Genomic DNA, 25403 nt, shown 5'->3' with positions numbered 1-25403 from the left:
AGGTACCTCGCTCCTGCGAGCACCTCCCCACGCTTGACGACCAATAGGAGCATCAACCGGCGAACCGGCGAACCGGTGTTCCGGCGATCCGCAGCCGAGCGGCGATACGACACGGTCGCGCCGCGCGCGTATACCAGCCGGACGCTCTGTACGCGAGCGAGCCGTCGGCCCTGTGGACAGCGACATTTCGTGCCGATCCGCGGTTGTCCACAGGGGTCGACGGCCGACGTCGTTCGCGGGACCGTCGTGACCATGAACAAGCATCACGACACCACCGGACCCACCGACGACCAGCAGCAGATCACCCTGCGCGGACCGGCAGAACTGGCCGACGCGCTCCCGTACATGATGGGCTATCACCCGACCGACTCGATCGTGATGGTCGCGCTCCACGGCGAGCGCGGCCGCTTCGGCGGCCGGCTCAGGCTCGGCATCCCGCGCTCGCCGAGAGAGTGGCCGCCCGTCGCCGAGCAGCTCGCCGAATGCCTCATCGAGGGATGCGAGCGGCGCGGCTCACGGCCCGACGGCATCGTGGTCTTCCTGTGCCAGGACCCCGCCGAGGGCGAGACCGGCCGACGCGTCATGGAGCGCCTCCGTCCGCTCGCCCAGCGCCTGCGTACCGCCTGCGGCACGCTCGACGTGCCGGTGTACGAAGCGCTCTGCATCTCCGACGGCCGCTTCTGGTCCTACTGCTGCCCCGACACCCGATGCTGCCCACCCGAGGGCAATCCCCTGGCCCTGCCCGGTACGTCGGTGATGGCGGCCGCCGCGGCGTACGCCGGCATCCAGGTGCGCGGTTCGCTGCGCGACATGGAGGAGCGGCTGCGGCCGTGGCGGTACGACGTGGCGGTGGCGGCCGAGCAGTTGCGGGCGCTCGACAGTGCCGGCGCGGCTCTGGTGCCCAGAATCCTGGACATCGACGGCCGCGACGAGGTGCGTGCGGACACGATCCGGCTGGCGGAGGAGCTCCTGAGGCGCCTCGCGGGCGCGCCACGGATCATGGACCCCACGGCGGCGGACGCCCAGGACGACCAGCTGATCGGCCACGACGAGGCGGCCGCGGTCATCCTGGGGCTCCAGGACCGGGAGACCCGGGACCGGGCGGCGGAGTGGATGGAGGGCGCGGAGGCGGCACCGGCCCTGCGGCTCTGGCGCGCGCTGGCCCGCCGCTGTGTGGGGGCCTACGTCGAGCACTCCGCCGCGCCGCTGACCCTTGCAGGCTGGGTCGCCTGGTCGACCGGTGACGAGCCGGGCGCCCGGGTGGCGCTGGCACTCGCGTTGGAGGTCGACCCGGAGTACGTTTTCGCCAGGCTCCTGCACCAGGCCTGCAACGAGGGCCTCGACCCCGAGTCGCTGCGCCGGTGCCTCCGCCAGGAGCGCGACGCGCGTGCCGCAGGCGAGGCGAGGGCCGCTTCCGGGGCTCAGGCCGCATCGAGGGCACGGGTGGGGGCCGGCGCCCGGGCGGTCTCGGGTGCAGGCAAGGCCGGGCGCCGTCCGCGGTCCCGACAGGTACGGCTCCCCGCCGCCGAGAGGGCCGCCTCGACGACGCTGCCCGGCTCGGTCCGGCCGGAGGGCGCCGCGGCCCGTGCGCGCACCCGCGCGGCCCGTCGCAGCGGCGGACGCGGCAGCAGGAGCGGGCGGTGACAGCCGTGACCCGGACCCGGGTGGCACCGTTGCCCTGTGTGGCGGAGTCGCCCGACCCGTGCCGTCGTACCTCCAGCGGCTGTCCGGAGCGCACAGAAGGCTCAGCACACCACCCATGGACCTCACCGTCCCGTCCCCGCCCCCCGTCCCGCCGTTCCGACAGCCGTCCGCCGCCGGACTCGCACCCCCGGCGCCGGGACGCCCCGGGGAACTGCCACCCGTGCACGATGCCCTCGTCTGCGTCGCCCTGCCGTCCTTCGCCGTCTCGGCGCGGCACGGGCAGCTCACCGGCCAGGGCCTCGAAGGTGTCTACCACTCGGGCCGCCGGGTCCTTTCCCGCTGCCACCTGCGCGTGGCCGGCCGGGACCCGGTCACGGTGCAGGGTCGGCTCCTCTCCGCCGACCGGGTCCGCTTCGTCGCCGTGGTGCGCACCTCCGCCGACCCCGGCCCCGATCCGGGCGTCGGCGTGGAGCGGTCCCGGCACGCGGACGGCACCGAACGGATCACCTTCCGCAGCTCGCTGGGGCGCAGCCTGCGGCTTCCCGTCGAGATCGCCCTGGGCACCGACCTCGCGGACCTGGGCGCCGTCGCGTCCGGCCGGCGCTGCCCCGAACTGCGCGCGACGGTGCACGACTCGGGCCTGCGCTGGTCGGCACCCGACGGTGGCCATGCGATCGTCACCGCCGAGCCGCCCCCCGAGGACACCCTCGCCTCCGCCGGACTGCTCCGCTGGGAGCTGGAGCTCCGGCCCGGCACTGCCCGCACCATCACCCTCGACGTGCGGATGCGCTACCCACACACCGCGCGTCCGGTGGGCCGGACGGGCGGCCACAGCCTCCCCGACGCCCGGGCCGAGGGAGACGATCCACGCGTGGAGAAGCTCCTCCGGACCGGCCTCGGGGATCTGCGGGCGCTCCTGGTGCGCGATCCCGCCCACCCGGCCGACCTCCATCCGGCCGCCGGCGTGCCGTGGCGCTGCGGCCCGGCCCCGGCGGAAGCGCTGTGGGCCGCCCGCATGGCACTCCCGCTGGGTACCCAGCTCGCCGCCTCCACGCTGCGCACCCTCGCCCGCACCCAGCTCACCGGCCCCGGACCCGGTGCGGGACGCATTCCAGGGCCGCTCCGCGACACCGGCCCGCACCTGCCGCCCATCTGCACCGGCGCCGAGGCGACCCTCGCCTTCCCCGTCGTGCTGGCCGAGGCCAGACGCTGGGGCCTGCCGGACCAGGACCTCACGGAGCTGCTCCCGGCCGCCGAGCGCTGCCTGCACTGGCTGCGTACCGCCGCGGCGGAGAACGGCCTGTTGCGCGAGCCGGGCCCCGCCGGACTCCAGCGCGCCGAGACGCAGGCCCACGCCCACCGGGCCGCCCTGCTCGGTGCCGATCTCCTGGAGGCCTGCGGCCGCCCCGGCGCGGACGGCTGGCGCGACTGGGCCCACGCCCTGCGCCACCGCTTCCGGGAGGAGTTCTGGCTCGACGACCCGACCGGCGGCCGCCCCGCCGCCGCACGCACACCGGCGGGCCGCCCACTGCCACATCTGGGAGCCGGTGCGGCGCACCTCCTGGACACCGGCCTGCTCGGTGGCGGCCGGTGCGCCGAGGGCCTGCTCGACAAGGTCCAGACCGAGCAGGTCGCCCGGCTGCTCGGGAGCCCGGTCATGGACACCGGCTGGGGCCTGCGCAGCCTCGGCGCCAAGGAACCGGGACACAACCCCTTCGGACACCGCTCGGGGGCGGTACGGGTCCACGAGACGGTCGTCGCCGTCACGGGCCTGGCCGCCGCGGGGTACGAAAAGGAGGCCACATCCCTGCTGCGCGGCCTCCTCGACGCAGCCGAGGCATTCGCGTACCGGCTGCCCGAGATGTACGCGGGGGACCAGCGCACGAGTGACAGCGCCCCCGTCCCGCACCCCGCCGCGTGCCGTCCCGCCGCGGTGGCCTCGGCCGCCGGCATCCAGCTGCTCACCACCGTGGCCGGGATCCGCCCGGACGTCCCCGCCCACACCGTCGCGCTGCAACCCATGCGCGGCGCCCCGTTCGGAGCGATCCGGCTGTCCGGGCTGTGCGTCGCGGGGGAGCCGTTCGCCGTGCGGGTCAGCAGGCTGGGGCTGGGCATGGTCGAGGAGGCCGCCCCCGGCCTTCAGCTGGGCGTGTGACCGGGTGCGCGCGGTGCACGCGGCAGGCGGCACACACGCCGGCAGGGGGGAGGAAGAAGTGACCACCGGGGAGGCCGAGGAGCGTGTTTATCGTCAGGAAGACGACTATGATCGCTGCATGTCGCCCTACGACCCGTCGGCCTTTCCGCCCTTCGCCGTGACCGTCGACCTGGTGGTGCTCACGGTTCGCCGCCACGCGCTGTGCGCACTGGTCGTACGGCGTGGAGAGCCGCCGTTCCAGGGGCGCTGGGCACTGCCGGGCGGCTTCGTACGGCCCGACGAGGATCTCGGCGCGGCCGCGGCCCGGGAGCTGGTCGAGGAGACGGGGCTCTGCGCGCACGACCCGGGCACCCCGCTCCCGGAAGCCGGCAATGGTGCCCACCTCGAGCAGCTCGCCACCTACGGAGACCCCAAGCGGGACCCCCGTATGCGAGTGGTCAGCGTCGCCCACCTCGTGCTCGCGCCCGACCTCCCCGCGCCCCGGGCGGGCGGCGACGCCAACAGCGCCCGCTGGGCCCCCGTCGACGAGCTGCTCAACCAGGACGGCGGTTTCGGCCGGGAGGGCGAGCAGCCCGCGCCGCTCGCGTTCGACCACGCGCGGATCCTGGCCGACGGAGTGGAGCGTGCCCGTTCCAAGATCGAGTACTCGTCGCTGGCCACGGCCTTCTGCCCGCCCGAGTTCACGGTCGGTGAGCTGCGCCGGGTCTACGAGGCGGTGTGGGGAGTCGCTCTCGACCCGCGCAACTTCCACCGCAAAGTGACGGGTACGCCAGGGTTCCTGGTGCCCTCCGGCGGCACCACGACGCGTCAGGGCGGCCGGCCCGCCCAGCTCTTCAGAGCCGGAGGCGCGACCCTGCTCAACCCGCCGATGCTTCGCCCCGAGGTCTGACACCTCGGGCCCCACCGCTCAACCCTGCGCAAAAAGTCCGAAATATCGCGTTATCTTGCTTCGGTACCCGCCCCTGCCGCCGAGCGGTTTCCTCTACCGCGGGAGAAGCGATGCTCCAGGCAATCGGACTGACCAGCACCCCCCGCCGAGACCGTCCGCCCGCCGTGGACGATCTGACCTTCGAGGCCCGACCGGGCAGTGTCACCGCACTGCTCGGCGCCACCGGCTCGGGCAAGACCACCGCCCTGCGGATGATGCTCGAACTCGAACCGGGCCGCGGGGTCACCTACTTCCGTGGCCGCCCCCTCCACCGCATCGCCCACCCCGCCCGCGAGGTCGGCGTACTGCTCGGCGACGTACCCGGCCACCCCGCCCGGACCTGCCGCGGCCAACTGCGCATGCTCTGCGCGGCCGCCGGGGTACCGGCGTCCCGCGCCGACGACATGCTCGACATCGTCGGCCTCGCCGGCCTGCGCGACCAGCGGCTCGGCACCCTGTCCCTCGGTATGGAACGCCGACTCGGCGTCGCCGCCGCCCTGTTGGGCGACCCGCACACCCTCCTGCTCGACGAGCCGGCCGCCAAACTGTCGCCCCGCGAGACCAGCTGGCTGTTCGGCCTGCTGCGCGCCCACGCCGCCCACGGTGGCACGGTGCTCTACACCACCGACGATCCCAAGGAGGCCGCCCGCACGGCACACCACGTCGTCACCATCGGGGAAGGACGGCTGGTCGCCGACCAGGACGCGGCCGCGTTCGCCCGCACCCGGCTGCGTTCCCGGGTCGCCGTCCGTACGCCTCATGCCGCCCGCCTCGCCGCCGTGGTCAGCCGCGAGGCGCGCGCCGCGCACCGCTCGGTCGAAGTGGTCACCGAGGAGGGCAACCGGCTGTCCGTGTACGGCAGCGACTGCGCCGAGATCGGTGAGACCGCCTTCCGGCACGGTGTTCTCCTCCACCAACTCGCCCACGAGATCGGCGACACGGGCCCCATCCCCGGCCCACCCCCGGCCCCCGCCTCCACTCCCGCGCCGGCGCCCCCGAAGGCACCCGCCCCTGCCGCCGCCCCGGCTCCCGCCGCAGAGACCACCACCGCCCCGGCTTCCACCACCGCCCCGGCTTCCACCGCCGCCCCGGCGCCCCCGAAGGCGCCCGCCCCCGCCCCCGAGCCGGCGGACCGTGCCCGGGGCGGTGTGGGGCCGCTGCCGCCGCCGCTCGTGCGCAAGCCCGTACGCAGCCCCCTCCGCCCCCTGCGGTACGAGCTGTGCCGCCTCCTCGGCGTGCCCACGGGGCCCCTGATCGCCGCCGCCGCCCTCGTCACGTCCGCCGTCCTCGCCGTGTTCCTCGCGCGCCCCGGTGGCACCCCCCTGCCCGCGGTCCTGGCCGCCTGGCCCGGCCTGCTCCCGCTGCCGCCCGCCGCCCTCGGTGCCGGCCTGCTGGGCGCGCTGTCGTTCGGTGAGGAGTACCGCTACCCCGTCCTCTCGTCCGGTCGCGGCACCGTTCCGCGCCGTCTCGGACTCCTCCTCGCCAAGCTCACCGTCACCGCCGCCGCCGCCCTCCTGCTCGCCCTCCTCGTCGCGGTCGTCGACCTCGAGGTGCTCCGGCTCATGTACGGCGGCGACTTGATTCCCGTACCGAAAAACTGGCCGGCTCTCTGCATCGGTTGGGCCGGCCTCCTGGTGGGCTGCGCCTGGGCCGGGCTCCTGGCGGCCGGGGTCTTCCGGGCGACCGCGGCGGGCGTCGCCGCCGTGCTCGCCGTACCGGTCGTCATCGCCCCGCTCGTACAGAAGGCGCTCGTAGGCCCGTCCGTGCGTTCGATCGCGGGGCTCCCGGCCCGGTTGCGCGAACTGGCCTGGACGCAGTGGCCCGACGAGACCGATCGCTGGCTCCTGGCGGCGGCGCGGGTGATCGCTCAACCGGTGGGCACAGCACTGGTGTTGTCGCTCACGGTCCTTACGTGCGCTTATCTGTTCACGGTGCTGCGCCGTAGGGCCCGTTGGTGACCGAGCCGTGACCAAAGCGCTTCAAACGGTCACAACTCCCTTGGAAATTGCCCGGTTCCTTCCGATAAGGCGTCAATTGGAGAGCGGGCGCCGATCACCCTTTCGTGTGCTTTTCACCAAAGACCTCAAGGGTCGTGGAGGCCGCGCCGACAAAGGATGCGTGAGTACCCTTGCGCACACCATGATGACCGCCGCCCGCCCCGTGGAGACCGGCCTCACGGCCCAGGGCGGACTGGACCGATACCCCTACACGGAGGCTTCCGTCGCCGACCGCGTCGGGCCTCCCTCCTGGGACGGCGCCGACTCGGAGCTGGGACGGGTGGGCCGGCGGACGGCCGGCAGCCGCGGCCGCGGACTGCACGGCCAACTCGTCCAGCAGCTCGGCCAGATGATCGTCTCCGGCGACCTGGGCGCCGACCGGCCGCTCGTACCGGAGGAGATCGGCCAGCGATTCGAGGTCTCCCGTACCGTCGTACGCGAGTCGCTGCGCGTCCTCGAGGCCAAGGGGCTGGTGAGTGCCCGTCCGAACGTCGGCACCCGCGTCCGCCCGGTCAGCGACTGGAACCTGCTCGATCCGGACATCATCGAATGGCGCGCCTTCGGCCCGCAGCGCGAGGACCAGCGTCGTGAGCTCAGTGAGCTGCGGTGGACGATCGAGCCGCTGGCGGCGCGCCTCGCCGCCGGCCACGGCCGCGAGGACATCCAGCAGCGGCTCGGCGACATGGTCGAGATCATGGGCCACGCCTTCGCCCAGGGTGACGCGATCACCTTCTCCCGTGCGGACGCCGAGTTCCACAACCTGCTGATCCAGCTCGCCGGCAACCGGATGCTGGAGCACCTCTCCGGCATCGTGTCCGCTGCCCTCCAGGTCTCCGGCTCCCCCTCGATCAGCTGTGACCGCCCCAGCGAGCCCTGCCTCGCCCACCACGCGCGCATCGTCGACGCCCTGGCCGGCGGCGACGGACCGGCCGCCGAGGCCGCCATGCGCCAACTGCTGACGGTGCACCCGGAGGTGGAGCGGGTCGTCCCCGCCCCGCGCGAACACTGAGCCGCCCCACAAGGGCGGGCAGTCCGGCGCCGCGCGTGCCACACGGCGTGTCCACCTTCGCGTACGCGGCGTGTGTCGCCGGGCCCCCAGGGATCAGCCAAGGGGCCCGGCGCGTCCGAAACATCCGCGGCGGCGTCCGCCGGCTCGGGCGCGGGGGCATGGCGAGGTCGATGGCGTACCCCAGAGAACAGGGGATTCGGCGGCACGATGGGGGGTGACCTCCCGGTCTGGGGGTATTTGGATGCATACGGGGTGTGACTCGGGCCACGCGGATTGGGCGTAACGCTCGTCGAAGCCCTGCGATGACCTAAGAGGTGACAGCCGAGGAGGGAATACAGCAGCCGTTCATGGCGCTGTGCACCTCCGAGGTTCAGCCCGCGTCGTCGGCACATCCCCAGCCGACGGTCGTCGGCTCCGGCCCGATCATGGGCGGGGCCGGAAGCCGTTTCCATCGTTCCGAGAGGTTGTTCGTGTCGGCCAGCACATCCCGTACGCTCCCGCCGGAGATCGCCGAGTCCGAGTCTGTGATGGCGCTCATCGAGCGGGGAAAGGCTGATGGGCAGATCGCCGGCGATGACGTGCGTCGGGCCTTCGAGGCTGACCAGATTCCGCCAACCCAGTGGAAGAATGTTCTGCGCAGCCTCAATCAGATCCTCGAGGAAGAGGGTGTGACGCTGATGGTCAGTGCAGCGGAGTCGCCGAAGCGCACCCGCAAGAGCGTCGCAGCGAAGAGCCCGGCAAAGCGCACCGCCACCAAGACCGTCACCGCCAAGACGGCCGTGACGAAGTCCGTCGCGGCCGCCGCGGCTCCGGCGGCCCAAAGCGCGGACGCCCCGGCCGACGAGGCCGGTACCCCTGCCAAGAAGGCGGCCGCCAAGAAGACCGCCGCCAAGAAGACGGCGGTGAAGAAGACCGCCGCCAAGAAGACCGCCGCCAAGAAGACCACGGCAAAGAAGGATGCCGACGAGGTCATCGAGGGCGAGGAACTGCTGGAGGACGTCGCGCCCGGCAAGGGCGAGGACGAGGAGGCCGAGGGCGAGAACAAGGGCTTCGTGCTCTCGGACGAGGACGAGGACGACGCGCCCGCGCAGCAGGTCGCCGTCGCCGGTGCCACCGCCGACCCGGTCAAGGACTACCTGAAGCAGATCGGCAAGGTCCCCCTCCTCAACGCCGAGCAGGAGGTCGAGCTCGCCAAGCGCATCGAGGCCGGTCTGTTCGCCGAGGACAAGCTGGCGAACTCCGACAAGCTGGCCCCGAAGCTCAAGCGCGAGCTGGAGATCATCGCCGAGGACGGCCGCCGGGCCAAGAACCACCTGCTGGAGGCGAACCTCCGCCTCGTGGTCTCCCTGGCCAAGCGCTACACCGGCCGCGGCATGCTCTTCCTGGACCTGATCCAGGAGGGCAACCTCGGTCTGATCCGCGCGGTCGAGAAGTTCGACTACACCAAGGGCTACAAGTTCTCCACGTACGCCACCTGGTGGATCCGTCAGGCGATCACCCGTGCCATGGCCGACCAGGCCCGCACCATCCGTATCCCGGTGCACATGGTCGAGGTCATCAACAAGCTCGCGCGCGTCCAGCGCCAGATGCTCCAGGACCTGGGCCGTGAGCCCACCCCGGAGGAGCTGGCCAAGGAGCTCGACATGACCCCCGAGAAGGTCATCGAGGTCCAGAAGTACGGCCGTGAGCCCATCTCGCTGCACACCCCGCTGGGCGAGGACGGCGACAGCGAGTTCGGTGACCTGATCGAGGACTCCGAGGCGGTCGTGCCGGCCGACGCGGTCAGCTTCACGCTCCTGCAGGAGCAGCTGCACTCGGTGCTCGACACGCTGTCCGAGCGTGAGGCCGGCGTGGTGTCCATGCGCTTCGGTCTGACCGACGGCCAGCCGAAGACGCTGGACGAGATCGGCAAGGTCTACGGCGTGACCCGTGAGCGGATCCGCCAGATCGAGTCCAAGACCATGTCCAAGCTGCGCCACCCGTCGCGCTCCCAGGTGCTGAGGGACTACCTCGACTGAGGTCAGGCGGTTGTACGAGGCGGAGGGCCCGGTTCCCCGAGGGGGAGCCGGGCCCTCCGGCGTGCCTGGCGAGTCCACGTCGCTGGGGTGCGCGGCGCGGCGCGCTGGCCGACTCTGGGTGAAGCTGGTTCAGCGGAGAGTCAGGAGACCGCATGCGTCGTCCCATCACCCGGAAGCGGACCGCGGCCGTGGCCGCCATCGTGGCCACGGCCGTCCTGCCGCTCAGTACGCCCGCGCCCGTGGCCGCCGACAGCGTCGTCGTCGGAGGACAGCCGGTACGCGCCTCCGACAGTCCCTGGGCCGTGGCCCTCTCCAGCCGTGACCGGTTCGGGGGTACGCGAGCGGGGCAGTTCTGCGGAGGCGTGGTCGTCGCGCCGACCAAGGTGGTGACCGCCGCGCACTGCCTGGGGCCGACGGTGCTCGGTACGGAGGCGAAGGAGTTGAGCGACCTCAAGGTCATCGTCGGCCGCACGGAGCTGCGGGAGGCGGGCGGGCGGGAGATTCCGGTGACCGGGGCGTGGATCAGCCCCGCGTACGACGCCGCGACCCAGTCCGGCGACCTCGCCGTGCTCACGCTGGCGAGCGCGCTGCCGCGCTCGTACGTCATCAAGGCGGCCGGACGCGGCGATCCGGCCTACCGGCCGGGCACGAGCGCCGCCGTGTACGGCTGGGGCGACACGACGGGCGGCGGCTCCTACGCGTACACGCTGCGCTCGGCGACCGTACGCGTGCTCCCGGACGAGGTGTGCGCGCGGGCCTACCCGGCGGAGGCGGGCGGCGGGGGTTACCTGCCCGCCACGATGCTGTGCGCGGGGGACCCCGAGGGCGGCCGCGACGCGTGCCAGGGGGACAGCGGGGGACCGCTGGTGGCGCGCGGGCGGCTCATCGGGCTGGTGTCCTGGGGGAGCGGTTGCGGGGAGCCGGGCAGCCCGGGGGTGTACACGCGGGTCTCGGCGGTGCTGCCGGCGGTTTGAGGGGCACCTTCCGGTGCCGCCTGCCTGAATCGTCGCCGGACGACGTCAAGGCGCGTCACTGGGACAGCGCGGTGGCGCGAGGTCGCCGGACGGGCGCTCTGGGTGGTGCCCGAAGGGCGCCGCACGGTAGCTGTGGGGCGCGGGCGAGGATGCGGGGCGCCGGACAGCGGTCAGTGGCATGAGAACGGGCGACCGCCCCCACGCGGTGGGGGCGGTCGCCCGTCGGCCGGTCCTGGACCGGGCCCCTGGCTCGTCGTGGATAAGAGTGTCAGCGGTCCTCTTCGACTGCGTTCGGCACGGTGGTGAGCCGGTCCGTCTCATCCTGTATTTCCGCGGCGATCTTCTTGAGTTCCGGCTCGAACTTGCGCCCGTGGTGGGCGCAGAAGAGCAGTTCACCACCGCTGGTCAGCACGACGCGCAGATATGCCTGGGCGCCGCAGCGGTCGCAGCGGTCGGCGGCCGTCAGCGGGCTCGCGGGGGTCAGAACAGTAGTCACGTCGCCTCTTCTCTAGCTCGACGAGCTGTCGTACCAGGGTCAACATCCAACCAGGCCGAAAACGTTCCCGCTCGTGGCTTTTCCCTGAAAGCTTTTCCCAGGAGGCTGTCTGCTGCCGGTTGGCGGCGAATGAGCCGTATTGCTGTGCTCTACGGGTTTCGCGTTGCTTGTCTCGTTCAGTCTCGTTCAGCCCTCCCGGCGGTTGCCGGTTGTTCATGAGGACGTGCCCGGAGCCTAAATGGTTCATGCCTGGAAGGGAACGTGATGTCCACGTCACTCCATCGAGGGATCGAACACCCTTGCGACTCTGGACTAGCATGAGTTTTCACGTGGGTGGCGTTACAACGGCTCTACCAGGCCTCTGTACCCTCTGACCGGTGACAGACGCCGGGCCTTTACCCCCACAGGCCACTTTCCAAATTCAGCGAGGAGCGAACCGCGTGACCGCCGAGACGTCCGTGCCGTCCAGTGCGCTGCTGACCGCAGACCGTGACGGTTCCAACTACACCGCGCGGCACCTGCTCGTACTTGAGGGGCTCGAGGCGGTTCGCAAGCGGCCTGGCATGTACATCGGGTCCACCGACAGCCGTGGTCTCATGCACTGCCTCTGGGAGATCATCGACAACTCCGTCGACGAGGCCCTCGGCGGGTACTGCGACCACATCGAGGTCATCCTCCACGACGACGGCTCCGTGGAGGTCCGGGACAACGGCCGGGGCATCCCCGTCGACGTCGAGCCGAAGACCGGCCTTTCCGGCGTCGAGGTCGTCATGACCAAGCTGCACGCCGGCGGCAAGTTCGGCGGTGGTTCGTACGCCGCGTCCGGCGGCCTGCACGGCGTGGGCGCCTCCGTGGTGAACGCGCTGTCCGCCCGCCTCGACGTGGAGGTCGACCGCAACAGCTCCACGCACGCCATCAGCTTCCGCCGCGGCGTCCCCGGGATCTTCACCGAGTCGGGCCCCGACGCCCCGTTCGACCCCGCCAACGGGCTGCGCAAGACCAAGCGCGTGCCGAAGACCCGCACCGGCACCCGCGTGCGGTACTGGGCGGACCGCCAGATCTTCCTCAAGGACGCCAAGCTCTCCCTGGAGCACCTGCACCAGCGCGCCCGCCAGACCGCCTTCCTGGTGCCCGGCCTCACCATCGTGGTCCGGGACGAGCGCGACCTGGAGGGCGTGGGCAAGAGCGAGGAGACGTTCCGTTTCGACGGCGGCATCAGCGAGTTCTGCGAGTACCTGGCGCAGGACAAGGCCGTCTGCGACGTGCTGCGGCTGACCGGACAGGGCACCTTCAAGGAGACCGTGCCCGTCCTCGACGAGCGCGGGCACATGACGCCCACCGAGGTCACCCGTGAGCTCGGCGTCGACGTCGCGCTGCGCTGGGGGACCGGGTACGACTCCGCGGTGAAGTCGTTCGTGAACATCATCGCCACCCCCAAGGGCGGCACCCATGTCACCGGCTTCGAGCGCGCGGTCACCAAGACCGTGAACGAGGTGCTGCGCTCCACCAAGATGCTGCGCGTCGCCGAGGACGACATCGTCAAGGACGACGCCCTGGAGGGCCTCACCGCCGTGGTCACCGTGCGGCTCGCCGAGCCGCAGTTCGAGGGCCAGACCAAGGAGGTCCTCGGTACGTCGGCGGCGAACCGCATCGTCGCCAATGTGGTCGCCAAGGAGCTGAAGGCCTTCCTGACCTCCACCAAGCGCGACGCCAAGGCCCAGGCCCGCGCGGTGCTGGAAAAGGCCGTCGCCGCCGCTCGTACGCGGATCGCGGCCCGTCAGCACAAGGAGGCGCAGCGCCGCAAGACCGCGCTGGAGTCCTCCTCGCTGCCCGCCAAGCTGGCCGACTGCCGCAGCGACGACGTGGAGCGCAGCGAGCTCTTCATCGTCGAGGGAGACTCCGCGCTCGGCACGGCCAAGCTCGCCCGGAACAGTGAGTTCCAGGCCCTCCTGCCGATCCGTGGAAAAATCCTCAACGTCCAGAAGTCGTCCGTCTCGGACATGCTCAAGAACGCCGAGTGCGGTGCGATCATCCAGGTCATAGGAGCGGGGTCCGGCCGGACCTTCGACATCGACGCCGCGCGGTACGGCAAGATCGTCCTGCTCGTGGACGCCGACGTCGACGGCGCGCACATCCGCTGCCTGCTGCTGACGCTCTTCCAGCGCTACATGCGGCCGATGGTCGAGGCGGGCCGCGTCTTCGCCGCCGTACCGCCGCTGCACCGCATCGAGCTCATCCAGCCCAAGAAGGGCCAGGACAAGTACGTCTACACGTACTCGGACAACGAGCTGCGCCAGACGCTGCTGGAATTCCAGCGCAAGGGGATCCGGTACAAGGACTCCATCCAGCGCTACAAGGGCCTCGGCGAGATGGACGCCGACCAGCTCGCGGAGACCACGATGGACCCGAGGCACCGCACCCTGCGCCGGATCAACATCGGGGACCTGGAATCCGCGGAGCAGGTCTTCGACCTGCTGATGGGCAACGACGTGGCACCGCGCAAGGAGTTCATCACCAGCTCCGCCGCGACCCTGGACCGGTCGCGCATCGACGCCTGAGTCGCCCCCCGAGGTCCCGGTTCCGACAGCGTGCGGAGCCGGGACCTCTCCATGACGTCACCTGATGGGGTGAAGAGCGGGAAGAGAAGAGTCCGGGATCTTCCCGGTCTGCCCATCCTTGTGCACGCGGCCGAAACGGTTCGCCGACAAGGAGAGTTGACCGGTGGAGAACAGGGAAGGACTCGATGCCGCGGCAGTGCGGATCGATGACCCGTGGTACGACGCGCTGGCCTCCGGCTGGGGTGAGGGGGACGGCACGGGGGCGCCGGCGGCCGTGGTGCCCGGCCCCGCCCAGCCGTCGCGGGACCGGCGCAGCGCGTCCGACATCTACCTGGAGGTGCAGCGCAGCGCCGCCTTCCAGGAGGTACGCGGCCGCTACCGGCGCTTCGTCGTACCGGCCGTCCTGGCCTTCCTCACCTGGTACCTGGCCTATGTCGTGGCGGCGACCACGGCGCCCGGCCTGATGTCCCGCCCGGTGGCCGGGGCGGTGAACGTGGCGATGATCGCGGGGCTGGGGCAGTTCCTCACCACCTTCGGGCTCACCTGGGCGTACGTACGCCACGCACGGCTGCACCGCGACCGCGCCGCCCTCGATCTACGTTGGGACACCCAGGAGTTGACGCGAGGGGCGGTCGAGCGTTGACCGGAGACCACCAGGTACTGGCACTCCTGCTGTTCAGCGCGTTCATCGCCGGCACGCTGGCGATCACGACATGGGTGAGCCGCCGCCGGCAGGGCTCGGCGGAGGAGTTCTACGCCGGAGGCAGGCTGTTCTCCCCCATGGAGAACGGTTTCGCGATCGCAGGCGACTACATGTCCGCCGCGTCCTTCCTCGGCATCTCCGGCCTGATCGCCCTCTTCGGCTACGACGGGATGCTCTACTCGGTGGGCTTCCTGGTGGCCTGGCTCGTCGTGCTGTTCCTGGTCGCCGAACTCGTACGCAACTGCGGCCGGTTCACCCTCGCCGACGTGATCGCGGCGCGGATGCGGGAGCGGCCTGTGCGGATCGCGGCGGGAACTTCCTCGGTCACCGTGTCCGTTCTCTATCTGGTGGCGCAGATGGTCGGGGCCGGCAGCCTGGTCGCGCTGCTGCTGGGCGGTACGAGCGAAGCCGCGCGCTCGTGGACCGTGATCGGCGTGGGTGCACTCATGGTGATCTATGTGTCGTTGGGAGGGATGCGAGCCACCACCTGGATCCAGATCGTCAAGGCCGTGCTGCTGATGGCGGGCGCGATCGCGCTCACCGTGCTCGTCCTGCTGCGCTTCCACGGCGATGTCAACCAGCTGCTCACCACCGCGGCGGAACGCAGCGGGCACGGCCGGGATTTCCTGTCACCCGGTCTGAAGTACGGCGGGGACTGGACCGCGCGCCTGGACTTCATCAGCCTCGGCCTGGCGCTGGTCCTCGGCACCGCCGGACTGCCGCACATCCTGTCCCGCTTCTACACCGTGCCGACCGCGCGGGCCGCCCGCCGCTCGGTCGTCTGGGCCATCGGTCTCATCGGCAGCTTCTACCTGATGACGATCGTCCTGGGCTTCGGCGCCGCCGCGATCGTCAGCACCGAGGAGGTGCGGGCGTCCAACGCCGCGGGCAACACCGCCGTGCCGCTGCTCGCCCTCGACCTGGGCGGGGGAGCGGGCTCGACCGGCGGAGCGGTGCTGTTCGCGGTGGTCGCGGCGGTGGCGTTCGCGACGATCCTGGCCGTCGTCGCGGGCATCACGCTGGCCTCGTCGGTGTCGGTCGCACACGACCTGTACGCCTCGCTGAAGCGGCCGGGAGCAAAGCGGTACGGCGAGGTCGCGGTGGCGCGCGTGGCTTCCGTCGGCATCGGCGCGGTCGCCATCGGTCTCGGGCTGCTGGCCCGGGACCTGAACGTGGCGTTCCTGGTGGGGCTCGCCTTCGCGGTCGCCGCCTCCGCGAACCTGCCGGTGCTGCTGTACTCGCTGTTCTGGCGGAACTTCACCACGCGCGGCGCGGTCTGGTCGGTGTACGGAGGGCTCGTCCCGGCCGTGCTGCTGGTGGCGCTCTCGCCCGTCGTCTCGGGGAGCCCCGAGGCGCTCTTCCCCGGCGTGGACTTCCAGCTCTTCCCGCTCCAGAACCCGGGCCTGGCCTCCATCCCGCTGGGCTTCCTCGCCGGCTGGCTCGGCACGGTCACCTCACGGGAGCCTCCGGACGAGGCCAGGCACGCGGAGACGGAGGTACGGGCTCTGACGGGCGCGGGCGCGGTGTAGGCCGGTGGCCTACGAGGGGACCCACGTGTAGCGGTGTTCCGGGCGGCCGGTCTCGCCGTACTTCAACGACAGGCGCACCCGCCCGGCCCGCTCCAGCAGCTTCAGATACCGCTGCGCCGTCTGCCGGCTCACCCCCGCCCGTTCCGCGATCTCCTGCGCGGACAGCGGGCCGTCGGCGGCGAGCAGCACCTGGCGTACGAGCTCGGCCGTGGTGGGGGAGTGGCCCTTGGGCAGGTCGGGCGCGCCCGAGTTCACCGACAGGGCGCCGAAGATCCGGTCCACCTCCGCCTGCTCGGCCTCGCCGCCGCCGTCGAGCGTGCGCCGCAGCGCCGCGTACGCCTCCAGCTTGGGGCGCAGGCCCGCGAAGTTGAACGGCTTCACCAGGTACTGGAGCGCCCCATGGCGCTGAGCGGCCTGGACGGTGGCCACATCGCGGGCCGCCGTCACCATGATCACGTCGGTCTGGTGCCCGCGCCGGCGCAGCTCCCGCACGACCGCGAGGCCGTTCTCGTCCGGCAGGTAGTGGTCGAGCAGGATGAGGTCGACCGGCAAGTCCTCGACCCGGGCGAGTGCCTCCGCGGCGCTATGAGCCAGCGCGACGACCTGGAAACCCGGCACCTTGGCCACGTACGCGGCGTTGATCGCCGCGACCCGGGTGTCGTCGTCCACGACCAGTACGCCGATCACCACGAACCCCCGGACCCGTCCGCCTCCACCCCGGCGGCGCGCACCGGCTCCCCCACGGGACCCGTGGGTCGCTCAGGCCTCGCCGTCGCCTCGGCGGAGCCCGTCGGCCGCTTACCCGCCGCCGGCGCCTCGGCGGCGTCCGTGGGTTGCTCAGGCACCACGGGCCCCGCGGCACCCGTCAGCCGCTTACTCCCCAGAGGCCTCTCGATGCCGCCCACGGGCCCCACGGGCCCCACGAGCGCCACAGGCCCCCGGGTGACGCCGGTCGGCCGCGCAGGCGCCACCGGCGTCTCGGCGGGGCCCGTCGGCCGCTGAGGTTCTGGTGGCGCCTCGCCGGCCGCGAAGATGGTCGGATCTTCGGGTTCGGCGAGCCCGGCCGGACCGGTCGGTTCCTCGCGGCTCTCCGGCCCGCCGAGCCCCGTCGGGGACTCGGGCCGCGCCGGGCGCGGGGTGTCCCCGGTCGGCGGGTGGGCCGTCGCGTGGCCCGTCGTCCCGTCCACCTCCACGGCCACCTGGCCGGGGTCCGTCAGGGCCTCCGGGAGGACGACGATGAATTCCGCCCCGCCGCCCAGGGCCTCCGACACGTCCGCGGTGCCGCCCTGGCGCTCCGCCAGGCGGCGCACCATGGCCAGGCCCAGCCCGCGGCGGCCCCCGTGGGCGGGGAGGTCCTTGGTGGACCAGCCTTCCGTGAAGACCAGCTCCCGCCGCTCGGGCGGGACGCCCGGCCCGCTGTCGGTGACCCGGAGGACCGCCGTACGGCCCTCCGTGCGCAGCTCGACCTCGACGAGCGGCTCCTGGGACCCGGCCGCGGCGTCGACCGCGTTGTCGACGAGGTTGCCGACGACCGTCACCAGCTCACGTGGCTCGACCAGCCGGTCGGGCAGCAGCGTCCCGGGCGCGAGGCGCAACGAGACGCTGCGCTCCGCCGCCACCGTGGCCTTGCCCACGAGCAGCGCGGCCAGCAGCGGGTCGTGCACCTTCTCCGTGACCTGCTCGGCCGTCGCCCGATGCACGCCCACCACCTCGGTGACGAACTCCACCGCCTCCTCGTGCATCTCCAGCTCCAGCAGCCCCAGCAACGTGTGCATCCGATTGGCGTGCTCATGATCCTGTGCACGCAGGGCGTCGATGAGGCCGCGCGTGGAGTCGAGCTCGCGCCCGAGCCGCTCCAGCTCGGTACGGTCGCGGAGGGTGGCCACGGCACCCCCGTCGTCGGTCGGCATCCGGTTGGCGATCAGCACCCTGTGTCCGCGTACGGTCACCAGGTCCTCACCGGTGACCCGGCCGGCGAGTACGTCGGTCGTACGCCCCTCCCCGAGCACCTCCTCCAGCGGCCGGCCCGTGGCCTCGGGCCCCACACCCAGCAGCCGCTGCGCCTCGTCGTTCACCAGCCGGATCCGCCCCGCCCGGTCCAGCGCCACGACGCCCTCACGGATCCCGTGCAGCATCGCCTCACGTTCGGCGAGCAGCGCCGAGATGTCGGAGAAGGCCAGGTCATGGGTCTGCCGCTGGAGCCTCCGGGAGATCAGGTACGCGGCCAGCGCCCCGACGGCCAGAGCACCGCCCGCGTACGCGAGCAGCCCCGGGATCGCCGCCAGCAGTCGCGCGCGGACACTGTCGTACTCGATGCCGACGGACACCGCGCCGACGATCTCGCCCCCGGCGTCCCGCAGCGGAACCTTTCCGCGGGCCGAGCGCCCGAGCGTACCGCTGTCGATCTCCATCACGTCCTTGCCCGCGAGGGCCTCGCTCGGGTCGGTGGAGACGACCCTGCCGATCTGGGCCGGGTCGGTGTGCGACCACCGCACACCACGCCGGTCCATGATCACCACGTACTCGGCGCCGGTGGCCCGCCTGATCCGCTCGGCCTCCGCCTGTACGGGCCCGGTGGCGTTCGGCGGCGTGCTGGTGAGCTCCTCGGCGACCTCGCTCGATGCGGTGGTCTCGGCGATCGCCAGGGCCCGCCGCATCGCCTGGTCGTCGAGCTGGGCGCTGAGCGGCGCCAGGAACAGGCCGGTGGCCAGCACCGTGACGCCCACGACGATGGCCAGCTGCATCAGCAGGACCTGCGAGAACACCCGCTGCGGCCAGCCGAACCGCCGGCGTCGCGCGGGGGCGCGCACGGCGGAGGAGGGGGCGGAGGTCGGTGCGGGGCTCATGCCAGGAACGGTAAAGGGCCGGGCACCTTTATGAAATGTCCGACGTCACTGCCACGAGGAGCCCCGCCTATTCTGGGGGCCGCAAGCCGCCGAACGCGGAGCCGACCGAGAAGGGTGCCCCTTGAGCAGCGTGCAGCAGATCCCCGTCGTCGTCCTCGCGGGCTTCCTCGGGTCGGGAAAGACGACCCTGCTCAACCACCTGCTGCGCAGCGCCAGAGGTACCCGCGTCGGCGTCATGGTCAACGACTTCGGCTCGATCGAGATCGACGCCATGACCGTCGCCGGACAGGTCGGCTCGACCGTCTCCCTCGGCAACGGCTGCCTGTGCTGCGCCGTGGACGCGAGTGAGCTCGACACCTACCTGGAGACCCTCACCCGGCCCTCCTCCCGCCTCGACGTCATCGTCATCGAGGCGAGCGGCCTCGCCGAGCCGCAGGAACTGGTGCGGATGATTCTCGCCAGCGACAACGACCGCGTCGTGTACGGCGGGCTGATCCAGGTCGTCGACGCCGCCGAGTTCGACGCCATCTGCGCACGTCATCCCGAGACCGACAGGCATCTGCGCATCGCCGACCTCGTCGTCGTCAACAAGTCCGACCGGGTCGGCCACGACGAGCTGCGCCGCGTCCGCACGACCGTCGCCGGCCTTGCCGAGCGCGCCGCCGTCGTCGACGCCGCGTACGGCCGGGTCGACCCCGAGCTCCTCTTCGACCGCGCTACGCGCCGGGAGGACGAGATCGAAGGGCAGCTCTCCTTCGACGACCTGCGTGAGGACGAGCACCACGCTCATCCGCACGCGGCGTACGACACCGTCTCCTTCACCGCCGAGGAGCCGATGCACCCCCGGCGGCTGCTGGACTTCCTGGACTCCCGCCCCGAGGGCCTCTACCGCATCAAGGGCTTCGTCGACTTCGGCGCCCTCGACCCCGCCAACCGCTACGCCCTGCACGCGGTCGGCCGCTTCCTCCGCTTCTACCCCGAGCCCTGGCCGCACGGCGGGCAACGCCTCACCCAGCTCGTCCTCATCGGCTCCGGCACGGACGGCGACGCCCTGCACAAAGCCCTGGACGACTGCCGGGTGACCGGCCCGCAGGACGCCCCGGAGGAGCACAGCATGTGGGGCGTCCTGCGGTACGTGCCCGAGCCCGCGGACAGGCCCGCCGAAGACGCTCCCTAAGATCATCCCGTGATATCGGGGACGACACACCGGATACCGTCGGCAGAGGCCGAGCGCCCGCCGTACGGCGCGAACCCGGACCGGAGCGTGCCGTGGTCATGAACTGGGTACCGCCCACGCACGTCGAGCGGCAGCTGTACGAGGCAGGGCAGCGCGGGGACGTACACGCGCAACTGCGGGTCCTGGCGGCCGCCGAGCTGTTCATCGGCCAGGCCCGCCATGAGGTCGACGCCGAGGCCGGCATCGTCCGGTGGCGATCGGCGCGCGACCCCATGACCGGTGCCTGGTACAGGCCCCTGTTCACCCGGGGCATGCTGCCGCCCTGGCACCCGGACTGGGTGTTCCACGATGCCACCCTGGCCTGGGCGGCGGACGACGACTGGTCCGACCTCAGGCTGTGGCTCGCCGTCAATCCGGGCTCCCCGGTCGCGGTGCACCTGCGGACCTCGCCCGAGGACCGGGCCCTGTGGCGCCGCCTCCACGCTGAGGCCGCCGAGCACAGCACCGACGAGCGCCTGACCGCCCTGCACACCGGGCCGCTGTTCGGGCCTCTCGCCTTCGGGCTGGCGTGCGGGGCGCACCTCGCGGTGTCCAACGGTGTGCCCTGGAACGAGGTCGGCACGGTCTACCGCGGCTACAACTCCCAGAGGCGCACGCTGCGCGAGTCCTGGGGCATCACCGACCACGGCGGCTGGCAGCGGGAGACGGAGGCCCTGCTGGACTACAGCAACAGTCCGGCCGAGCCCGAGTACGCGCTGCGCGTGCGCGAACAGCTCCGCAAGGGCATCGGTGAACTCCCGCCCGCCGACCTGTGGCGCGAAACCGCCGCCGGAAGCCTTCAGGACCGGGGAGCCCCTCCCGCGCTGGTCGCGAAGATGGAGGAACTGGTGCGCCGCATCATGCGCTACGAGGCGCGGTTCCGGGCCGACGGGCTCCTGCCGGAGGATGGCTGGGTGACCACGGCCTCGGCGTACGACTACGGCAGGGCCGTCAATCTCGCCCGCTGGGGCCTCTCCGCCCGTTACTGCCACCCGCAGCAGGCCGAGCAGACGATCGTCCACGCGGGCGCGCTCGCCAAGGCCGCGTACTCCTCCTGGGAGAGCTTCTCGGCGGGGTACACGCTCGGAAGGGTGCTGCGCTTCGACGACGAGGAGTACGGCTGCTTCTACGAGAGCGCCCTCGCCGCCCACCGGCTGCTCACCGACGACGAGGGCAGCCCCTGGCGGAACATCCCCTGGCGATAACGCCCCCGGCGCGCCTGCCCGCCGGCGGGCGCGCCTCGCGCGATGCCCCGTTACGACGCCGGTCCCGCCAGCACCTCCACCTGCTTCGGCAGTGGCGTACCCGAGCCGTCGCGGCGCGGGTCGATCTCCGGAAGGTCCACCGGGGTGCCGTTCTTCTGCGCGGCGCGGGCCGGTGCCGCGCCCGCCCAGGCCAGGACCAGCACGTCCTCGCCCTTCAGGAACCGCTGGCAGCGCACACCGCCCGTCGCGCGGCCCTTGCGCGGGTACTGGTCGAACGGCGTCAGCTTCGCCGACGTGGCCGCCGTCGGGTCCAGCGCACCGGACGAACCGGCGGCCGTGAACACCACCGCGTCCTCCGCCGGGTCGACGGCGGTGAACGAGATCACCTCGGCGCCGGCCGACAGCTTGATACCGGCCATACCGCCCGCCGGACGGCCCTGCGGCCGCACCTGGGAGGCCTGGAACCGCAACAGCTGGGCGTCGGAGGTGATGAAGACCAGGTCCTCCTCGCCCGTGCGCAGCTCGGCCGCGCCGACGATCCGGTCACCCTCCCTGAGGCCGATGACCTCCAGCTCCTCCTTGTTCGCCGGATAGTCCGGTACCACCCGCTTGACCACACCCTGCAGGGTGCCGATCGCCAGCCCCGGCGAGGACTCGTCGAGGGTCGTCAGGCAGATGACCGTCTCGTCCTTGTCCAGCGTCAGGAACTCCGACACCTGCGCCCCGCCCGACAGGTTCGGCGCGGACGCCGTGTCCGGCAGCTGGGGCAGGTCGATCACCGACAGCCGCAGCAGCCGCCCGGTGGACGTCACCACGCCGACCTCGCCGCGCTGCGTCGCGGGCACCGCCGAGACGATCACATCGTGCTTGGTGCGCTTGCCGCCGCTGTCCGGCAGCGGCTCACCGCTCGCCGTACGGGCCAGCAGACCCGTCGACGACAGCAGCACCCGGCACGGGTCGTCCGCGACCTCCAGGGACGCCGCCGCGACCGGCGCGCCCGCCGACTCCAGCAGGACCGTACGCCGCTCCGTACCGAACTTCTTGGCCACCGCCGCCAGTTCCGAGGAGACCAGCTTGCGCAGCTCGGCGTCCGACTCCAGGATCCGGGTCAGCTCCTCGATCTCGCTCTTCAGCCGGTCGCGCTCGCTCTCCAGCTCGATCCGGTCGAACTTGGTGAGCCGGCGCAGCGGCGTGTCCAGGATGTACTGCGTCTGGATCTCGCTCAGGGAGAAGCGCTCGATCAGGCGCTCCTTGGCCTGCGCCGAGTTGTCGCTCGACCGGATGACACGGATGACCTCGTCGATGTCGAGCAGCGCCACCAGCAGGCCCTCGACCAGGTGCAGCCGGTCGCGCTTCTTGGTGCGCCGGAACTCGCTGCGGCGCCGGACCACCTCGAAGCGGTGGTCCAGGTAGACCTCCAGCAGTTCCTTCAGACCCAGCGTGAGCGGCTGCCCGTCGACCAGGGCCACATTGTTGATGCCGAAGGACTCCTCCATCGGCGTCAGCTTGTACAGCTGCTCCAGGACGGCCTCCGGGATGAAGCCGTTCTTGACCTCGATGACCAGCCGCAGCCCGTGCTCGCGGTCGGTCAGATCCTTGACGTCGGCGATGCCCTGCAGCTTCTTGGCCGCCACCAGGTCCTTGATCTTGGCGATCACCTTCTCCGGGCCGACCGCGAAGGGCAGTTCGGTCACGACGAGGCCCTTGCGGCGCGCCGTCACGTTCTCCACGGTCACCGTGGCACGGATCTTGAAGGAGCCGCGGCCCGATTCGTACGCGTCCTTGATGCCGGACAGGCCCACGATCCGGCCACCCGTCGGCAGGTCCGGACCCGGCACGTACCGCATCAGGGTCTCCAGGTCGGCGCCCGGGTGCCTGATCAGGTGCCGGGCGGCGGCGATGACCTCGCCCAGGTTGTGCGGGGGCATATTGGTGGCCATACCGACCGCGATCCCGGACGCGCCGTTGACCAGCAGGTTCGGGAAGGCGGCGGGTAGCGCGACCGGCTCGCGCTCCTGCCCGTCGTAGTTCGGGTTGAAGTCGACGGTGTCCTCGTCGATCGACTCCGTCATCAGGGACGTCGCGTCGGCCATCCGGCACTCGGTGTACCGCATGGCGGCCGGCGGGTCGTCGTTGCCCAGCGAGCCGAAGTTCCCGTGCCCGTCCACCAGGGGCAGGCGCATCGAGAACGGCTGCGCCATGCGCACCAGGGCGTCGTAGATCGACGCGTCACCGTGCGGATGGAGCTTGCCCATCACCTCACCGACGACCCGGGCGCACTTCACGAAGCCGCGCTCGGGCCGCAGGCCCATCTCGTTCATCTGGTACACGATGCGGCGGTGCACCGGCTTCATGCCGTCGCGGGCGTCCGGCAGGGCCCGGGAGTAGATCACCGAGTACGCGTACTCGAGGAAGGAGCCCTGCATTTCATCGACGACGTCGATGTCGAGGATCTTCTCCTCGAAGTCGTCTGGCTGCGTGGTCTTCGTGCTGCGGCGGGCCATCGCGGCTGCGGCTCCTTCACCAACAAGGTTGATCTGACGCGGACCATTGTGGACCGTCCCACTGACAACGCCGACCGCGACCCGGAAGAGGGACGGAACGCGGATCCGGGAACTTCGCCAGGTGTCAGTGCGCTTGCATACAGTGGCAGGACTTCCACAGCGGTCCGCCGCAGGTCGCAGCAGCTGCATAGAGTGGCAGGGGACATCCACAGCGGCCCGCAGCTGGACTTTTTCACAGAGCGATCGAAGGGACGTACATGCCCATGGGTCACACGGCCACAGCCCAGGCCGGCTCCGGCGGCCTGACAGCGACCGAGCACCGCCTGGCCAACGGCCTGCGCGTGGTGCTCTCCGAGGACCACCTGACCCCGGTCGCCGCGGTCTGCCTCTGGTACGACGTCGGCTCACGCCACGAGGTCGAGGGCCGCACCGGCCTCGCCCACCTCTTCGAGCACCTGATGTTCCAGGGCTCCAAGCAGGTCCAGGGCAATGGCCACTTCGAGCTGGTGCAGGGCGCCGGGGGCTCCCTCAACGGCACCACCAGCTTCGAGCGCACCAATTACTTCGAGACCATGCCCGCCCACCAGCTGGAGCTGGCGCTGTGGCTGGAAGCCGACCGGATGGGCTCCCTGCTCGCCGCGCTCGACGACGAGTCCATGGAGAACCAGCGGGACGTCGTCAAGAACGAGCGCCGCCAGCGGTACGACAACGTTCCGTACGGCACGGCCTTCGAGAAGCTGACCGCCCTCGCCTACCCGGAGGGCCACCCCTACCACCACACGCCGATCGGCTCCATGGCCGACCTGGACGCCGCCACCCTCGAGGACGCGCGGAACTTCTTCCGTACGTACTACGCGCCGAACAACGCCGTCCTGTCGGTCGTCGGCGACATCGACCCCGAGCAGACGCTGGCCTGGATCGAGAAGTACTTCGGCTCCATCCCGTCCCACGACGGCAAGCAGCCGCCGCGGGACGGGACGCTGCCGGAGGTTATCGGCGAGCAGCTGCGCGAGGTCCTCGAGGAGGAGGTCCCGGCCCGCGCCCTGATGGCCGCCTACCGGCTCCCGCACGACGGCACGCGCGAGTGCGACGCCGCCGACATCGCCCTCACCGTCCTGGGCGGCGGCGAGTCGTCGCGGCTGCACAACCGCCTGGTGCGCCGCGACCGTACGGCCGTGGCGGCCGGTTTCGGCCTGCTGCGCCTGGCCGGCGCGCCCTCGCTCGGCTGGCTGGACGTGAAGACGTCCGGCGGGGTCGAGGTGCCCGACATCGAGGCGGCCGTCGACGAGGAGCTGGCCCGGTTCGCCGCCGAGGGCCCCACGCCCGAGGAGATGGAGCGCGCCCAGGCCCAGCTGGAGCGCGAATGGCTGGACCGGCTCGGCACGGTCGCCGGCCGCGCGGACGAACTGTGCCGGTTCGCCGTGCTGTTCGGCGACCCGCAGCTCGCCCTGACCGCCGTCCAGCGCGTCCTGGACGTCACCGCCGAGGAGGTGCAGGCGGTCGCCAAGGCCCGCCTCCGCCCCGACAACCGCGCGGTGCTGGTCTACGAACCGGTCAGCACCGACGACAGCGACCAGGAAGAAGAGGGGGCCGACCAGTGAGCGACGCCGCTGTGTCCCTG

At 71.8% G+C, this 25403-nt stretch carries 17 protein-coding genes and 1 pseudogene; 13 read left to right on the top strand and 5 right to left on the bottom strand.

From position 1 onward, the window contains the following. Positions 1-252: 252 nt before the first annotated feature. From BKD26_RS37525 to BKD26_RS37505, 5 genes are all read left to right on the top strand, one after another. The gene (locus BKD26_RS37525; protein WP_084907534.1) at positions 253-1644 is read left to right on the top strand and encodes a DUF4192 domain-containing protein; all 1392 of its coding nucleotides are present in this window, start codon (positions 253-255) and stop codon (positions 1642-1644) included. Positions 1645-1759: 115 nt separating this feature from the next. Continuing rightward, positions 1760-3799 carry a glycogen debranching N-terminal domain-containing protein gene (locus BKD26_RS37520; RefSeq protein WP_084907532.1) on the top strand — a complete coding sequence of 680 codons (2040 nt, stop codon included), beginning with the start codon at positions 1760-1762 and terminating at the stop codon, positions 3797-3799. A 118-nt stretch (positions 3800-3917) separates the two neighbouring features. Further along, the gene (locus BKD26_RS37515) at positions 3918-4688 is read left to right on the top strand and encodes an NUDIX domain-containing protein (protein ID WP_073755417.1); all 771 of its coding nucleotides are present in this window, start codon (positions 3918-3920) and stop codon (positions 4686-4688) included. 110 nt (positions 4689-4798) lie between these two features. Next, positions 4799-6685 (top strand): ATP-binding cassette domain-containing protein, encoded by a 1887-nt coding sequence (locus BKD26_RS37510; protein ID WP_084907530.1) that lies wholly within the window; start codon positions 4799-4801, stop codon positions 6683-6685. 106 nt (positions 6686-6791) lie between these two features. Beyond that, positions 6792-7733 carry a FadR/GntR family transcriptional regulator gene (locus BKD26_RS37505; RefSeq protein WP_277622445.1) on the top strand — a complete coding sequence of 314 codons (942 nt, stop codon included), beginning with the start codon at positions 6792-6794 and terminating at the stop codon, positions 7731-7733. 370 nt (positions 7734-8103) lie between these two features. On the opposite strand, the gene BKD26_RS40745 is transcribed toward BKD26_RS37505, so the two are convergent. Next, positions 8104-8271, bottom strand: coding sequence for a hypothetical protein (locus BKD26_RS40745; protein WP_179166852.1), 168 nt, complete (start codon positions 8269-8271; stop codon positions 8104-8106). Here BKD26_RS40745 and BKD26_RS37500 point away from each other — a divergent pair. Further along, positions 8204-9751 carry an RNA polymerase sigma factor gene (locus tag BKD26_RS37500; RefSeq protein ID WP_084907544.1) on the top strand — a complete coding sequence of 516 codons (1548 nt, stop codon included), beginning with the start codon at positions 8204-8206 and terminating at the stop codon, positions 9749-9751. The two genes, BKD26_RS40745 and BKD26_RS37500, sit on opposite strands and share 68 nt — an antisense overlap. A gap of 152 nt (positions 9752-9903) precedes the next feature. Then, positions 9904-10725, top strand: a complete 822-nt coding sequence (locus BKD26_RS37495) for a serine protease (protein ID WP_084907526.1) — start codon at positions 9904-9906, stop codon at positions 10723-10725. 268 nt (positions 10726-10993) lie between these two features. Here the strand turns inward: BKD26_RS37495 and BKD26_RS37490 are convergent, their stop codons facing one another. Continuing rightward, positions 10994-11221, bottom strand: coding sequence for a hypothetical protein (locus BKD26_RS37490; RefSeq protein WP_073755413.1), 228 nt, complete (start codon positions 11219-11221; stop codon positions 10994-10996). Positions 11222-11661: 440 nt separating this feature from the next. Here BKD26_RS37490 and BKD26_RS37485 point away from each other — a divergent pair, with 440 nt between their 5' ends. The 3 genes from BKD26_RS37485 (at position 11662) to BKD26_RS37475 (ending at position 16011) form a co-directional block, all read left to right on the top strand. Beyond that, positions 11662-13779: a DNA topoisomerase IV subunit B gene (locus BKD26_RS37485; protein ID WP_084907524.1), complete on the top strand. Its 2118-nt coding sequence runs from the start codon at positions 11662-11664 to the stop codon at positions 13777-13779. 163 nt (positions 13780-13942) lie between these two features. Next, complete coding sequence (locus BKD26_RS37480; protein WP_107418132.1) at positions 13943-14422, top strand: DUF485 domain-containing protein; 480 nt, start codon at positions 13943-13945, stop codon at positions 14420-14422. Next, positions 14419-16011 carry a cation acetate symporter gene (locus BKD26_RS37475; RefSeq protein ID WP_084907522.1) on the top strand — a complete coding sequence of 531 codons (1593 nt, stop codon included), beginning with the start codon at positions 14419-14421 and terminating at the stop codon, positions 16009-16011. Before BKD26_RS37480 ends, BKD26_RS37475 begins: the two co-directional genes overlap by 4 nt. Before the next feature lie 9 nt (positions 16012-16020). Here the strand turns inward: BKD26_RS37475 and BKD26_RS37470 are convergent, their stop codons facing one another. Together BKD26_RS37470 and BKD26_RS37465 are read right to left on the bottom strand one after the other, a co-directional pair. Further along, positions 16021-16698 carry a response regulator gene (locus BKD26_RS37470; protein WP_084907539.1) on the bottom strand — a complete coding sequence of 226 codons (678 nt, stop codon included), beginning with the start codon at positions 16696-16698 and terminating at the stop codon, positions 16021-16023. Between the two features lie 518 nt (positions 16699-17216). Further along, positions 17217-18857, bottom strand: a pseudogene (locus BKD26_RS37465) (sensor histidine kinase); the annotation flags it as partial. 130 nt (positions 18858-18987) lie between these two features. Here BKD26_RS37465 and BKD26_RS37460 point away from each other — a divergent pair. Together BKD26_RS37460 and BKD26_RS37455 are read left to right on the top strand one after the other, a co-directional pair. Further along, the gene (locus BKD26_RS37460) at positions 18988-20034 is read left to right on the top strand and encodes a GTP-binding protein (protein ID WP_084907521.1); all 1047 of its coding nucleotides are present in this window, start codon (positions 18988-18990) and stop codon (positions 20032-20034) included. A 98-nt stretch (positions 20035-20132) separates the two neighbouring features. Further along, a complete protein-coding gene (locus BKD26_RS37455; RefSeq protein WP_084907538.1) occupies positions 20133-21278 on the top strand; it encodes a DUF1266 domain-containing protein in 1146 nt (381 codons plus the stop codon). 50 nt (positions 21279-21328) lie between these two features. Here the strand turns inward: BKD26_RS37455 and BKD26_RS37450 are convergent, their stop codons facing one another. Beyond that, a complete protein-coding gene (locus BKD26_RS37450) occupies positions 21329-23782 on the bottom strand; it encodes a DNA topoisomerase IV subunit A (RefSeq protein WP_084907519.1) in 2454 nt (817 codons plus the stop codon). 263 nt (positions 23783-24045) lie between these two features. Between BKD26_RS37450 and BKD26_RS37445 the strand changes: the two genes are divergently transcribed. Next, on the top strand, positions 24046-25383 hold the full coding sequence (locus BKD26_RS37445; RefSeq protein ID WP_084907536.1) for a pitrilysin family protein: 1338 nt from the start codon (positions 24046-24048) through the stop codon (positions 25381-25383). The last annotated feature ends 20 nt before the right edge of the window (positions 25384-25403 follow it).

The organism is Streptomyces sp. CB03238, from assembly GCF_002099185.1.
GTDB lineage: Bacteria > Actinomycetota > Actinomycetes > Streptomycetales > Streptomycetaceae > Streptomyces.
Note: the sequence above shows the minus strand (reverse complement) of the source record. Positions and strands in the feature narration are given on the sequence as shown.

Coding starts and splice junctions, on each gene's coding strand:
- BKD26_RS37510 (WP_084907530.1), top strand. CDS start 4,799: ATGCTCCAGGCAATCGGACTGACCAGCACCCCCCGCCGAGACCGTCCG.
- BKD26_RS37450 (WP_084907519.1), bottom strand. CDS start 23,782: ATGGCCCGCCGCAGCACGAAGACCACGCAGCCAGACGACTTCGAGGAG.
- BKD26_RS37515 (WP_073755417.1), top strand. CDS start 3,918: ATGTCGCCCTACGACCCGTCGGCCTTTCCGCCCTTCGCCGTGACCGTC.
- BKD26_RS37495 (WP_084907526.1), top strand. CDS start 9,904: ATGCGTCGTCCCATCACCCGGAAGCGGACCGCGGCCGTGGCCGCCATC.
- BKD26_RS37525 (WP_084907534.1), top strand. CDS start 253: ATGAACAAGCATCACGACACCACCGGACCCACCGACGACCAGCAGCAG.
- BKD26_RS37520 (WP_084907532.1), top strand. CDS start 1,760: ATGGACCTCACCGTCCCGTCCCCGCCCCCCGTCCCGCCGTTCCGACAG.
- BKD26_RS37445 (WP_084907536.1), top strand. CDS start 24,046: ATGGGTCACACGGCCACAGCCCAGGCCGGCTCCGGCGGCCTGACAGCG.
- BKD26_RS37455 (WP_084907538.1), top strand. CDS start 20,133: ATGAACTGGGTACCGCCCACGCACGTCGAGCGGCAGCTGTACGAGGCA.
- BKD26_RS40745 (WP_179166852.1), bottom strand. CDS start 8,271: ATGAGCGCCATCACAGACTCGGACTCGGCGATCTCCGGCGGGAGCGTA.